The organism is Variovorax sp. YR266, from assembly GCF_900107295.1.
Taxonomy (GTDB): Bacteria; Pseudomonadota; Gammaproteobacteria; order Burkholderiales; family Burkholderiaceae_C; genus Variovorax.
In genome coordinates, this window is record NZ_FNPM01000002.1 from 276,882 (window position 1) to 290,953 (window position 14,072).

11 protein-coding genes are annotated in these 14,072 nt (G+C 66.3%); 3 read left to right on the plus strand and 8 right to left on the minus strand.

Going from position 1 to position 14,072, the window contains the following annotated elements:
• The first annotated feature begins 9 nt into the window (after positions 1–9).
• The 3 genes from BLW48_RS06885 (at position 10) to BLW48_RS06895 (ending at position 5,786) form a co-directional block, all read left to right on the plus strand.
• Entirely contained in the window at positions 10–3,177 is a 3,168-nt protein-coding gene (locus tag BLW48_RS06885; protein WP_093173624.1) for an efflux RND transporter permease subunit, read from the plus strand.
• A gap of 10 nt (positions 3,178–3,187) precedes the next feature.
• Positions 3,188–4,618: an AdeC/AdeK/OprM family multidrug efflux complex outer membrane factor gene (gene adeC, locus BLW48_RS06890; RefSeq protein ID WP_093074321.1), complete on the plus strand. Its 1,431-nt coding sequence runs from the start codon at positions 3,188–3,190 to the stop codon at positions 4,616–4,618.
• Between the two features lie 88 nt (positions 4,619–4,706).
• A complete protein-coding gene (locus BLW48_RS06895; RefSeq protein WP_093173626.1) occupies positions 4,707–5,786 on the plus strand; it encodes a hypothetical protein in 1,080 nt (359 codons plus the stop codon).
• A 9-nt stretch (positions 5,787–5,795) separates the two neighbouring features.
• Here BLW48_RS06895 and BLW48_RS06900 read toward each other — a convergent pair whose 3' ends face one another.
• From BLW48_RS06900 to msuE, 8 genes are read right to left on the minus strand one after another with little or no spacing between them, the layout of a single operon-like run.
• Entirely contained in the window at positions 5,796–6,557 is a 762-nt protein-coding gene (locus BLW48_RS06900; RefSeq protein ID WP_218137496.1) for an ABC transporter ATP-binding protein, read from the minus strand.
• A gap of 1 nt (position 6,558) precedes the next feature.
• Positions 6,559–7,818 carry an SfnB family sulfur acquisition oxidoreductase gene (locus BLW48_RS06905; protein ID WP_093173631.1) on the minus strand — a complete coding sequence of 420 codons (1,260 nt, stop codon included), beginning with the start codon at positions 7,816–7,818 and terminating at the stop codon, positions 6,559–6,561.
• Between the two features lie 51 nt (positions 7,819–7,869).
• Positions 7,870–9,192 carry an ABC transporter substrate-binding protein gene (locus BLW48_RS06910; protein WP_093174150.1) on the minus strand — a complete coding sequence of 441 codons (1,323 nt, stop codon included), beginning with the start codon at positions 9,190–9,192 and terminating at the stop codon, positions 7,870–7,872.
• Between the two features lie 51 nt (positions 9,193–9,243).
• Entirely contained in the window at positions 9,244–10,248 is a 1,005-nt protein-coding gene (locus BLW48_RS06915) for a branched-chain amino acid ABC transporter permease (protein ID WP_093173633.1), read from the minus strand.
• 3 nt (positions 10,249–10,251) lie between these two features.
• Positions 10,252–11,148, minus strand: coding sequence for a branched-chain amino acid ABC transporter permease (locus tag BLW48_RS06920; RefSeq protein ID WP_093058403.1), 897 nt, complete (start codon positions 11,146–11,148; stop codon positions 10,252–10,254).
• On the minus strand, positions 11,148–12,038 hold the full coding sequence (locus BLW48_RS06925; RefSeq protein WP_093058434.1) for an ABC transporter ATP-binding protein: 891 nt from the start codon (positions 12,036–12,038) through the stop codon (positions 11,148–11,150). Before BLW48_RS06925 ends, BLW48_RS06920 begins: the two co-directional genes overlap by 1 nt.
• Before the next feature lie 8 nt (positions 12,039–12,046).
• Entirely contained in the window at positions 12,047–13,183 is a 1,137-nt protein-coding gene (sfnG, locus tag BLW48_RS06930) for a dimethylsulfone monooxygenase SfnG (RefSeq protein ID WP_093058402.1), read from the minus strand.
• Positions 13,184–13,220: 37 nt separating this feature from the next.
• On the minus strand, positions 13,221–13,823 hold the full coding sequence (msuE, locus tag BLW48_RS06935; protein WP_093058401.1) for an FMN reductase: 603 nt from the start codon (positions 13,821–13,823) through the stop codon (positions 13,221–13,223).
• Between the last annotated feature and the right edge of the window lie 249 nt (positions 13,824–14,072).

Below are 14,072 nucleotides of genomic sequence, written 5' to 3' on the forward strand. Positions count from 1 at the left end.
AAGACCACCATGGCACGCTTCTTCATCGACCGCCCCATCTTCGCGTGGGTCCTCGCCATCATCGTGATGCTGGGCGGCGTCATGTCCATCGCCACCCTGCCGATCGCGCAGTACCCGAGCATCGCGCCGCCCGCCGTCGCAATCACCGCCAACTACCCCGGCGCTTCCGCCAAGACGCTCGAAGACACCGTCACCCAGGTCATCGAGCAGAAGATGAAGGGACTGGACCGGCTGAGCTACATGGCCTCGACCAGCGAGTCGTCGGGCTCGGTCACCATCACGCTCACCTTCGAGAACGGAACCGACCCCGACACCGCTCAGGTGCAGGTGCAGAACAAGCTCTCGCTCGCCACGCCGCTGCTGCCGCAAGAGGTGCAGCAACAGGGTGTCACCGTCACGAAGTCGGCCACCAACTTTCTGAACGTGTTGGCCTTCACCTCCGAAGACGGCAGCATGAACGGGTCAGACCTGTCCGACTACGTCGCGGCCAACGTCCAGGACGCAATCAGCCGCGTCGAGGGCGTGGGCGACACCACGCTCTTCGGCTCGCAGTACGCCATGCGCGTATGGCTCGACCCGAACAAGCTCTCCAGCTTCAGCCTCACGCCGCTGGATGTGAAGAACGCGATCACGGCGCAGAACGCGCAGGTTTCGGCCGGCCAGCTCGGCGGCATGCCTGCGGCAAGCAACCAGCAGCTCAACGCCACCATCACCTCGCAGACACGCCTGAAGACAGCGCAGGAGTTCGAGGACATCCTGCTGCGCACGCAGACCGACGGCTCGCAGGTCCGCCTGCGCGACGTAGCCCGCATCGAGCTCGGCAGCGAGTCGTACAACACGGTCGGTCGCTACAACGGCAAGCCGGCCGCGGGCCTGGCCATCAAGCTGGCCACCGGCGCCAATGCGCTCGACACGGTCAAGGCCGTCGATGCGCGCGTCGCCGAGCTCGAGAAGTTCTTTCCGCAGGGCATGAAGGTGCAGAAGCCCTACGACACCACGCCCTTCGTGCGGATCTCCATCGAGGAGGTCATCAAGACGCTCGTCGAGGCCGTGGTGCTGGTGTTCCTGGTGATGTATCTCTTTCTGCAGAATTTCCGCGCCACGCTGATCCCGACCATTGCGGTTCCCGTGGTGCTGCTGGGCACCTTCGGCGTGCTCGCGGCCTTCGGCTTCACCATCAACACACTGACGATGTTCGCGATGGTGCTCGCCATCGGGCTGCTGGTGGACGATGCAATCGTGGTCGTCGAGAACGTCGAGCGTGTGATGGCCGATGAAGGCCTCCCGCCCAAGGAGGCCACGCGCAAGTCCATGGGCCAGATCACCGGCGCGCTGGTCGGCGTGGCCCTGGTGCTGGCGGCGGTGTTCGTGCCGATGGCTTTCTTCGGCGGCTCCACGGGCGTGATCTACCGGCAGTTCTCCATCACCATCGTCTCGGCCATGACGCTGTCGGTGCTCGTGGCGCTGGTGCTCACGCCGGCCCTTTGCGCGACGCTGCTCAAGCCGGTCGACAAGGATCATGCAATGGCCACCACCGGCTTCTTCGGCTGGTTCAACCGCAGCTTCGATCGCGGCAACCACCGCTATCAGGGCATCGTGCGGCACATGGTGGGCAAGGGCTGGCGCTACATGGCCCTGTACGCGGTCTTGTTTGCCGTGGTGGTGTTCGGATTCATGAAGCTGCCCATCGGGTTTCTGCCCGACGAAGACCAGGGCACGATGTTTGCGCTGGTGCAGCTGCCGCCAGGCGCGACGAACACGCGCACGGAAGAAGTCATCCGCCAGGTGGAGCATCACTTCCTGGTCGATCAGAAAGACGCTGTCTCGGGCATCTTCACGGTGGCGGGTTTCAGCTTCGCGGGCAGCGGGCAGAACACGGGCTTTGCCTTCATCAAGCTCAAGCCCTGGAATGAACGCGAGGGCGAAGCACTGAGCGTGACGGGAGTGGCCGCAAAGGCCGGCGCCTTCTTCAACACAATCAGGGACGCAAAGGTGTTCGCCTTCGCACCGCCCGCCGTGGCAGAGCTCGGCAACGCGACCGGCTTCGACCTGATGCTGCAGGACCGCGCCAACCTCGGGCACGAGGCCCTGATGCAGGCGCGCAACCAACTGCTCGGCACGCTGGCCAAGGACAAGCGCCTGGTGGCCGTGCGCCCCAACGGGATGGAAGACACGCCCGAATTCAGGCTCGAGATCGATCCGCACAAGGCACAGGCCCAGGGCCTTTCGATGTCCGACATCAACGACACCTTCTCCACCGCCTGGGGCAGCAGCTACGTCAACGACTTCATCGACAAGGGGCGCGTGAAGAAGGTGATGCTGCAGGCCGATGCACAGTACCGGATGCTGCCGGAGGACATCGACCGCTGGTACGTGCGCAACAGCGCCGGAACGATGGTGCCCTTCACCTCATTCGCCAAGGCGGGCTGGAGTTCCGGCTCGCCCCGCCTGGAGCGCTACAACGGGGTGCCCTCGGTGGAAATCCTGGGCATGGCGATGCCGGGAGCCGCATCGAGCGGTGACGCACTCGCCATCGTCGAAGCCGCAGTCGCCAAACTGCCGCCGGGCATCGGCTACGAATGGACCGGCCTGTCGCGCCAGGAGAAGGCATCGAGCGGCCAGACCGGCCTGCTCTATGGGTTGTCGATCCTGATCGTGTTCCTGTGCCTTGCGGCGCTGTACGAAAGCTGGGCGATTCCGTTCTCGGTGATCCTGGTGGTGCCGCTCGGCGTGCTGGGCGCGCTTGTCGGCGCGATCCTGACGTGGAAGATGAACGACGTGTACTTCCAGGTCGGCCTGCTCACGACCATCGGGCTGGCGTCGAAGAACGCCATCCTGATCGTCGAGTTCGCGAAGGACCTGCATGCGCACGGCAAGAGCCTGGTCGAGTCGGCGATGGAGGCTGCTCGCATGCGGCTGCGGCCCATCCTCATGACCTCGCTGGCCTTCGTGCTCGGCGTGTTGCCGATGGTGCTGGGCACCGGTGCGGGGGCCGGCGCGCAGCATGCGCTGGGCACAGCGGTGATCGGCGGCATGTTGTCGGGCACGCTGCTCGCGATCTTCTTCGTGCCTCTTTTCTTCGTGCTGGTGCGCGGCCTCTTCAAGGGACGGTCGCCCTCGCCTGCTTTGCCCGCCTTGCCGGACTCGCATGCACAACCGGCTGCGGCCGCTTCCTGAGGTGTCTGCCATGAAACCGTTCCGCCTTGCTCCGCTCGCGCTCGCCGCCCTGATGGCCGGCTGCAGCCTGATTCCCACCTACCAGCAACCCGCGGCGCCCGTGGCCGGCAAATTCGCCGGCGACACAGGCAACGCCCCGGCCTCCACGCCGGTCGCCGATCTCGGCTGGCGCGATGTCTTCACCGATCCGTCGCTGCAGCGCGTGATCGAGATGAGCCTCGCCAACAACCGCGACTTGCGCGTCGCGGTGCTGAACATCGAGAAGGCCCGCGCCCAGTACCGGGTGCAGGACGCAGCGCTCTTCCCCACCGTCAACGCCAGTGCCGGCGGCAGCGGCAGCCGCACGCCGGCCGACCTGTCGTCGACCGGCGAAGCCCTCACGGCGCGGCAGTACAGCGCTTCGGTCGGGTTCAGCTCCTACGAAATCGACCTGTTCGGTCGCGTGCGAAGCCTGAGCGCGCAGGCGCTGGAGCAGTTCTTCTCCACGGCCGAGGCACGCCGCAGCACGCAGATCACGCTGGTGGCCGAGGTGGCGACGAGCTACCTCACGTTGGCGGCCGACCAGGACCAGCTGAAGCTCGCGCGCGACACCCTGCGCAGCCAGAGCGACTCCTACAGCCTCAACCAGCGCAGCTTTGAACTGGGCGCGGCGTCGGCGCTCACGCTGAGCCAGGCGCAGACCAGCGTCGACACCGCGCGCGTCGACGTCGAGCGCTACACCTCCCAGGTAGCGCAAGACCGCAATGCGCTGGTGCTGCTCGTGGGCGCAGACGTGCCGGACGAACTGCTGCCGCAGTCGCTGCCCGATGGCACGGCAGCCGCAGCGAGCCCGCTGGCCACCATTCCGCCCGGGCTGCCCTCGGAGCTGCTGCAACGGCGACCCGACATCCTGCAGGCCGAGCGCGACCTGAAAGCCGCCAATGCCTACATCGGCGCGGCGCGTGCGGCTTTCTATCCGAGCATCAGCCTCACCGCGTCGGCCGGCACGTCGAGCAGCCAGCTCTCGGGCCTGTTCAAGGGCGGCTCGGGCAGCTGGAGCTTCGCACCGCAGATCACGCTGCCGATCTTCGACGGCGGCGCCAACCGCGCCAACCTCAAGATCGCGACCGTGAGCCGCGACATCTCGGTGGCGCAGTACGAGAAGGCAATCCAGACGGCGTTCCGCGAGGTTTCGGATGCGCTGGCGCAACGCAACACGCTGGGCCGCCAGCTCGATGCACAACAATCGCTGGTGAACGCGACGGCGGAGAGCTACCGCCTTTCGGACGCGCGATTCCGCCGCGGTGTCGACAGCTACCTCAGCGTGCTCGATTCGCAGCGCTCGCTTTACACGGCGCAGCAGAACCTCATCACCACGCGCCTGTCGCGCCTGACGAACCTCGTGACCTTCTACAAGACGCTGGGCGGTGGATGGACGGAGAACACTGGCACGCCGATCTGAGCGCCGTTGGCAATCAGGCTCCTCGCTAAGATGCGCACGGTAACGCCCGGCATTGCCGCCGCGGCGCAATCGCCACGAGGGAGCACCTTTGACCATCGACCTGCAGACGCTGAAGTGCGGTGAATGCGGCAGCAGCGTGCTTCAACGCGCCGGCCTCAACCAGTACACCTGCGCGCATTGCGGGTCGATGTCGGTCGTCGAGGACGACGTCTCCGACCGGCTGGAGCGGGTGCTCGAGCAGGTCAAGAACGAAGCCGGCCGACGGTTGGCGATCGAGCAATCGGCACGCAGCAAGAGCATGGCCCGGATGATCGCCCTGGGCGCGGCGGCGGTGGTGGTGCTGGTCACGGGCTTCTTCGGTGTCATGGCCTACGTCATCGACCGCAACCAGCCGCCAGGAACGTACAGGCCCGGTGGGGCCCCGACGGCGCAGCGCACCATTCCGAGCGAAGGCCTCAAGCTCGAGGCGCGCCAGGTGCTGGTGGGTAACGGCAGCTCGGCCAAACCCCAACTGCTGGTGATTGCGCGCAACGAAACCGGCACGGCCCTCGAGCGGCCGAACGTCAAGGCAATCTTCTTCGACCGCGACAGCCGCATCGGCGAGAACAGCGAATCGGTCCCCATCGGCACGCTGATGCCCGGCGAAATGGTGCCGGTACTGGTCAAGCTGCCGGGCGACGGAACCCTCACGCGGCAGGAACTGCAGGTGGATGCGCTATCGGCGCCGTACTGGAAGATCGAGGGTCCGCCGCTGCAGTTCACGCGCGTGAGACTGGTGCAGCAAGATGGCGAGACATGGCTGTTCGGCCGCCTCGTCAATGCGCGCAAAGACGAAATGGCACTGGTCGGCATCGAGGTGCTGGTCACGCTGTACGACAGTGCCGGAACGGTCATCGGCTTCGGGCGGGGCTTCTCGCAGGCCAGCGAGATCAGGTCGGGCGAGCGCAGCGCGGCGGAAGTGCGCATCGAGCGCCTTGGCGACCGCAAGGTGCCGGTCGCGGCATGGGACTACCGCATCGACTACAACCTCACGGCAGGGGCGCAGCAGGTCCGCAACCGGGTATTGAGCAGCAACCGCGTGATCCGCACGACCGGCGCGCCGGAGGCCCTTCCTCCGTCGCCGCAAATGAGCAGCCAGGCGTTGCTGGCCGACGTTGCCGGGCGCTAGGTTCGGTCTTCAGGCCACGGCTTCGGCAACGCCTTCGCCGAAATAGAAAGACTGAATGTCAGCACGCTGGCGCAGGGCCTGCGCATCGCCGCCAAGTACCGCGACTCCCGCATCGAGCACCGTTGCGCGGTCGGCGTACTGAAGCGCAACGGTGGAGTTCTGCTCGGCAACGAGGATCGACAGGCCCTGCTCGCGGTTGAGCCGCCGCAGTTGCTCGAAGATGTCGCGCACCACCAACGGCGCCAGCCCCATCGACGGCTCGTCGAGCACCAGCAGCCGGGGCCGCGACATCAGCGCGCGGCCGATGGCCGTCATCTGCTGTTCGCCGCCGGAGCTCAGGCCGGCGAGCGTGCGTCGCCTTTCCTTCAGCTTGGGAAAGATCGCGTAGACCCGCGCGAGGTCTTCGGCGACTTCCGAGCGCCGCGCGCTGCGGCCGAGCCCGCCGGTCAGCAGGTTTTCTTCCACAGTCAGCGTGCGAAAGCAGTGGCGGCCCTCCAGCACCTGCACCAGGCCGAGCCTGACGAGATCTGCCGGGCTGGTGCGGCCCGTGTCGTGCCCGTCGAAGACGATGTGCCCGGCCGTCACCTGCCCGCGCTCGGCCGGCAGCAGGTTCGACACCGCCTTGAGCGTGGTCGACTTGCCTGCACCGTTGGCGCCGAGCAGCGCGTGGATTTCGCCGGCGCGCACGTCCAGGCTCACACCGTGCAGCGCGACGATGGAGCGCTGGTACGCGGCCTCGATGGCTTCGATGCGCAACAAGGGGGCCGTCACCTCAGCTCCATGCATGGAATGGCGGCTTCACGCCATTGAGGAAATAGTTGCCCACGATGGCGTACTTCCAGCGCACCGGGTCATGCAGCGTGTGCGTGCGTGCATTGCGCCAATGGCGGTCGAGGTTGTACTGCCCCAGCGTCGAGCGCGTGCCCGCCAGTTCGAACAGCTTGTTGGTCGCAAGAATCGCGATCTCGGTAGACAGCACCTTGGCCTCCGCCGTCGCGATCTGCGCCGCAGCCACGCTGTCGGCATCTGGCGCGGCCACCGCGCGGTCGATCGCACGGCCCGCACGCTCCAGCAGGGCCTCGCTCGCATGCAGCCGGATCTGCAGGTCGCCCACCGCCTGGATCGAGTACGGGTCTTCCCATGCATGGTCGCGCTGGCTGTCGATCCACGGGCGCGTCTTGGTGCGGATGAAATCGACCGTCTCCGCGATGGTGCCGCGCGCAATGCCCACGTCGACCGCCGCCTGGATGAGCTGGAAGATGGCGCCGTCGGCCGAGGGCGTGTCGTAGCCCTTATAGGCCGGGATCAGGTGCGTCTTCGGTACCTTCACGTGGTCGATGACCACCGTGCCGCTGAGCGTGGTGCGCTGGCCGAAGGCCGACCAGTCGTCGATCACCGTGAGGCCCGGCGCATTGCGCTCGGCCACCACGTACCAGGTGTTGCCCTGCTCGTCGTTGGCCACGATGGGCACGTAGTGCGCGAGCAGCGCGCCGGTCGAATAGAACTTCTTGCCGGTCACCACCACGTGGTCGCCCGCATCGGAGAAGCGCGTCTCGAAATCGGCCGCGCGCTTGGAGCCCGATTCCGAGAACGCATTGCCCCAGCGCACGCCGCGCAGGAAGTCGGCGAAGAACAGCTTCTGCTGCGCCGCGTCGGACACCGTGCGCACCGCGGCGACGAAGCCCAGGTGGTTCTGCGTGATCTGCCCGAGCGAGGGATCGGCCGCCGAGATGATCGCGATCACCTCGGCCAGCGTGGCATACGACACCTCCGCACCGCCGAAGGCCTTGGGCACGTTGATGGCCCAGAGGCCGCTCTGTGAATAGGCGTCGATCTCTTCGACAGGCCAGCGGCGCAGGCGGTCGCGCTCGGAGGCGCCGACGATCAGCTTCGCGGCCAGGGCATGCGCCACGGCGATGGCCTCGGCGTCGTCGCGGATCACGTGCGCCGACGTGTCAGGCAGCGGCAGGCCGGGCACTGCATCGTTGGCTGCGGCCGGTGCGGATGCGGAGGGTTGGAGAACAGCGGACATCTGATGGCCTTTCGACTTGCGAGTGATTTCGAATGAGGACGTGCGTGGGGTTCAGTCGTCGATGCTCTTGCGCACCTTGACGTTCTTTTCCTTGGCATAGGCCAGCGAAGATTTTTCGATGATCGGCCGCAGCAGCTTCCAGTCGGGCGCGATCCAGTCGGACACCACGTTCCACTTGCTGCCGTCCCACTGCTGGAAGGCCACGCGGCCATCGCCTTCGTGGTTGTCCCAGGTCACGTTGATCGAATGGAACAGGCCCTTGGCGCCGAGCGCCGCGGCGCGTGCCTCGTCGATCTTCAGGTTCTCCAGACCCCAGCGGATCTCGTCGCCGGTGAGCGTGCGCTTGCCGAACTTCGCCTGCGCGATGCGGATGGCCTCCACGTTCAGGATGCCGTTGAGCACGCCGAGGTTGTGATAGACGCTGCCGATGCGCTTGGGGTCCTGCAGGTTGCCCTTGCCCGCGCCGTAGACGGTCTTGGTGATCTCCTGCAGCACCGGGTACTGCGCGCCCGCGGCCACGGTGGTGATGGCCACGTAGCCCTTGGCCGCATCGCCGGCAGGGATCACGTCTTCCTCGGAGTTGGACCAGACGTTGCCCACGATGTGGTCGACCGGAAAGCCCGTCTTCTGCGCTGTCTTGAGCGCCACCGGATTCATCACGCCCCAGCCGCGCAGCACCACGTAGTCGGGCTTCACGCGGCGGATGGTGAGCCACTGCGATTGCTGTTCGTTGCCCGGGTGCGGTACCTCGATCTGCTGCAGCGTGAAGCCGTACTTCTTCGCGAGCAGTTCATAGATCGGGATGGTCTCCTTGCCGTAGGGCGAGCCGTGGTACAGCACCACGATCTTCTTGCCCTTGAGCTTGTCGGTGCCGCCCTCCTTGCCCGCGATGTAGTTCACGATGCCGGAGGTTTCGCTGTACGGGTTGAGCAACAGCGGAAAGATGTACTTGAACACGCGGCCGTCGGTGGTGTCGGTGCGGCCGTGGTTGATGGTGAGCAGCGGCACCTTGTCGGCCGTCACGCGGTCGATCAGCGCATAGGCGATGCCGACCGACAGCGGGTTCCAGGTCGCGATGCCGGGGCGCTGCTTGAGGCGCTCGTACACCTCCACGCCGCGCTCCACTTCGTACTGCGTCTCGCCCTCCTCCCAGGTCAGCTTGACGCCGCCCACGCCGCCGTCGCGCGTGTTCACCAGGTTGAGGTAGTCGATGAAGCCGCCGAAGAAGCCCGTGCCGCCAGCCGCATAAGGACCGACGCGATAGCTCTGCAGCGGGAAGAACTGTTCGTTGCCGTCGGCATGCGCGAGCTGCAGGCCGCTCGCGGCCAGGGTGACGGCCACGGCCGCGGTTTTCAGGTGCTTGATGAAGGACATGGTGATGAAGGCATCCTGGGATGCGAAGAAAAAAACCAGAGAAATCTGCACTCAGGCCGGTGAGAGCCGCTTGCGCGCGCGATCCCAGAGGGCGACCAACCCTCGTGGCTCCACGGCAAGAAAGAAAATGATCAGCGCGCCCAGCACGATGCGCTGGCTCATGTCGAGCACGCCCGAATCGAACCAGCCGCCGAAGAAGAAGCTGCCCACGCGCGACAGCAGCAGCGGAAACACCACGATGAGCGCCGCGCCGAAGAAGGCTCCGCGGATCGTCGCGAGCCCGCCGATGATCACGATGAACAGGATCTGGAACGAGCGGTCGAGGTTGAAGCCCGCCGGCTCCACGGTGCGCAGGTACACGAAACCCCACAGCACGCCCGCCACGCCGACGATGAACGACGACACCGCGAACGCCAGCAGCTTGGTGCGCAGCACCGGCACGCCGATGACGCGCGCCGCCAGTTCGTTGTCGCGCACGGCGATGAAGTGGTGGCCCGTCTGCGTGCGCACGAGGCGCCATGCCAGCAGCGTCAACACCGTGACGACGGTCAGCGAGAAGATGTAGCGCCCCACCGGCGTGTCGAACACGATGCCCGCCACTTCGAGCGCCGGCGCGTCGATCACGCCCGAGGCGTTGTCGTTGCTGAACCAGCCGAACTTGGTCAGCGCCCATTGCACGAAGAACTGCGCAGCCAGCGTCGACACCGCAAGGTAGAAGCCGCGCAGCCGCAGGCTCGGCAGCCCGAACACCAGGCCGACGGCCGTGGCGGCAAGGCCAGCGAGGCCGATGCTCACGAGCAGCGGCAGTCCTTCCACGCGCAGGTTGAAGTTGTAGGCCGCGAAGGCGCCGACCGCCATGAAGGCCGCGGTACCCAGCGACAGCTGGCCTGCGTAGCCGGTCAGCAGGTTCAGCCCGACAGCCGCGAGCGACAGCGCAAGGAACGGGATCAGCAGCGCGTCGAACACATAGCCGGACGCGACGAAAGGCACGACGCCGAAGGCGACGGCCAGCACGGCCAGCGGCCAGGTCAATGGATGCACAGAAGTGGTACGCATGGCTCAGGCGCGCTCCACCAGTTTCTGTCCGAACAGCCCGCTTGGCCGGATCAGCAGGAAGGCCAGCGCTGCGACGTAAGCGAACCAGCTCTCGATGCCACCGCCTACGAAAGGCCCGATGTACACCTCGGCCAGCTTCTCCAGTGCGCCGATCACCAACCCGCCGACGATCGCGCCAGGAATGGAGTCGAACCCACCTAGCACCAGCACAGGCAGTGCCTTCAGCACCACGAGCGAGAGCGAGAACTGCACACCTAGCCGCGCGCCCCACAACAGCCCGGCCACCAGCGCGATGACGCCGGCCGCCGCCCACACCGTGGCCCAGATGCGCGGCAGGCGCAGGCCCACCGCGATCGCCGCATAGGTGTCGTCCGCCACCGCGCGGAACGCCAGGCCCACGCGGGTGTAGCGGAAGAAGGCCGAAAGCGCCGCCACCATCACGCCGGCCGTCGCGGCGGCGAACAGGTCGAAGGTCGAGACCATGATGCCGAAGAACTGCAGCGGCTCGTCCGCGATGCCAAGCTCCAGCGCATGCACCTGCGTGCCCCACACCAGTTGGGCCACGCCCTCGATCACGTACGACAGGCCCAGCGTTGCCATGAACAGCGTGATCGGCGGCTGGTTCACCAGCGGGCGAAGCACGGTGCGCTCGATGGTCAGGCCCAGCAGCACCATGAGGGCGAAAGTCAGCACGAGCGCAAGCGCAAAGGGCACGCCGCGCTCGACCAGGCTCACGAAGGTGAGCGCAGCAAACAGCAGCTGCGCGCCCTGCGCGAAGTTGAGCACGCCTGAAGTCTTGTAGATCAGCACGAAGCCGATGGCCACCAGTGAATACATCACGCCCGAAAGCAGGCCGCCGATGAGCACCTCGGCGAAGAAGCTGAAGTCAGCGCCGTCCATCAGGCCTGCCCCTCTGCGTCGTCATGCGCCACGCCCAGGTAGGCATCGATCACGGCCGGGTCGCTGCGCACCTCGGCCGGCGTGCCGTCCGCGATCTTGCGGCCGTAGTCGAGCACGGCCACGCGATCCGACAGGCCCAGCACCACGCCGATGTCGTGCTCGATCAGCAGGATGGTGGTGCCGAATTCGTCGCGCGCGGCGCGCACGAAATGCGCCATCTCGCTTTTCTCGGTGACGGTCATGCCGGCCATCGGCTCGTCAAGCAGCAACAGTCGAGGCGATGCGACCAGCGCACGCGCCAGCTCCACGCGCTTCTGCAGGCCATAGGCCAGCGTGCCGGCCAGCCGCTCGCTCACGGTGCGCAGCCCGAGAAAGCCGATGATCGCTTCGGCCCGTGCGCGCGCATCCTCGCGCTCACGACGTGCGCGGCCCAGCCCGACCAGTTGTTCGATGAAAGTGGAGCGCGCCGCATCGACGCGGCCGAGCACGATGTTGTCGCGCACGCTCAGGCCCTTGAACAGCGCGAGATTCTGGAACGTGCGCGCAACGCCCAGCCGTGCCAGCCGCGCCGTCGGCACATGGCCGAAGCTGCGTCCGCCGATCCACACGCGCCCGCGATCGGGCCGGTACAGCCCGCTGATGACGTTGACCAGCGAACTCTTGCCGGCGCCGTTGGGGCCGATGACGGCGCGGATCTCCCCCTTCGCGATGGACAGGTCCACGCCCGACAGCGCGGTGACGCCGCCGAAGGACAGGTCGATGCCCTCCAGCCGCAGCACGGCCGAGGTCGTGGCGTCGTCCCCTGCCGCAGCCGCACGCCCCGCCGGCACGAAGGCCACCGGATCGACGCCCAGCGAGACGGGCCCCGCCTCGAAGAAAAGATCGGGCATCACGAGGCTCACGCCACGGCTTCCAGTGCCGCCTTGCTCGGCTTTTCTCCGCGAGCGGCCTGCTCCGCTTCGAGCTTGCGCACCAGCGGCAGCACCTTCTCGCCGAAGTACTCCACCTCCTCGATGAAGTGCAGGAAGCCCGTCAGGACGAGGTCGACGCCGATGGCCTTGAGCGCCACGATGCGTTCGGCAATCTGCTGCGGCGTGCCGATGAGGTTGGTGCGGAAACCGTCGTTGTATTGCACGAGGTCTTCGAAGGTGGACTTGGCCCAGTTGCCCTCACCTTCGGGCGAAGACTTGCCAGCCTGCTTGGCCGCATCGCCGAAGGCGTGCACCGCCTCGACGTGTGCGTGCTTGATGATGTCGGCCAGCACGGCCTTGGCTTCCTCTTCGGTGTCGCGGGCGATGACGAACGCGTTCACGCCGATGCGCACCGTGTGGCCGTTCTGCGCGGCCTTGGCCTGGATGTCGTCGATCTGCGCCTTCAGGCCCTCGGGCGTGTTGCCGTTGGTGAAGTACCAGTCCGACACGCTGGCCGCGTTGTCGCGCGCTGCACGCGAGCTGCCACCCTGGAAGATTTCGGGGTGGGGCTTTTGCACCGGCTTCGGGCTCAGCGTGTAGTCGCTGAAGCGATAGAAGTCGCCCTTGAAGGTGAAGTTGTCCTGCGTCCAGATGCCCTTGAGCGCGCGAATGAATTCGTTGGAGCGGCGATAGCGCTCGTCATGCTCCAGCCACGGCTCGCCAATGGCCTGGAACTCACCCTTGAACCAGCCGCTCACCACGTTGATGGCGATGCGGCCATTGGAGATGTGGTCGATGGTGGCGATCTGCTTGGCCACCACGGCCGGGTTCCACGGCCCTGGCAGGATCGCAGCCAACACCTTGAGCTTGGTGGTCGCATGCAGCAGCGCCTGGCTGAAGGACACCGACTCGTGCTGGTACTCGGCACCGTAGCCAGCGGTGAAGCGAATCTGGCTCAGCGCGTATTCGAAGCCGGCCTTCTCGGCCGCGAGTGCGAGGCGCTGGTTGTATTCGAGGCTCCAGTCGGTGCGCTGCTCGATGGTGCTGACCACGAGGCCGCCGCTGACGTTGGGCACCCAGTAGGCGAACTTGACGGGGGCGGCGGTGGAAGACGGTTGACTCATGGCAGGTTTCTCTCTGTGAACGGTCGGTGGGAGGGCTTCAGGCGGCCAGCGCAACGGGCGCGGGCTTGCGGATGGCGGGCGTGGCGGACGTGGTGGCCGGCGAGGCATCGCGCAGTTGTGGCACGGCGCGCGCCACGGCCAGCGCGATGCGTTCGCGCAGCGCGGGGTTGGCGATCTCGTAGCCCTCGAAGTCCTTCTCGACCGCGTAGACGCCGATGGGCAGCGTGCGGGCCTGGAAGAAGCTGAAGAGCGGGCGCAACTGGTGGTCGATGACCAGTGCGTGGCGGTCGCTTCCACCGGTGGCCGCGAGCAGCACGGGCTTGTCGGTCAGTGCCTCGTGGTGAACGAAGTCGAACAGGTGCTTGAAGAGGCCGGTGTACGAGCCGCGATAGACCGGGCTCGCCACCAGCAGCAGGTCGGCGGACTCGATGGCGGCAATGCTCTCTTCGACGGCGGCAGGCAACTGGTTGCGGTAGAGCACGCCGGCAAACTGCGGGCCGATCTCGCCGAGCGAGAGCACGTGCGCATCGATAGCGATCTCGTTGCCGAGCGCGGCCAGCAGTTGATCGACCAGCACCAGGGTGCGTGAGGGACGTTGCAGGCTGCCGGAGACGGCAACGACTTTCAGTTTTCGACTCATGTTGATATGACCTCTGTTTGGAAGCTGCGATCGATTCGCGGCGCACTCGATATAAGCGAATGGCGTGCCACTTCCTTTTTCCTTATGAATCAACGAGTTAGGGCGAAATGGCTATCTGCGCTCATGCTGGATCGGCAGCAGGCTGCGGGTAGGTTGCTGATGGGTCAGCAGTTCCGCAGCGATAGTTGTTTGGGGTAGATCGGTATGCGGCCGTCGCATGAACGCCAGGCAGCAATCCGATGAAGAAGC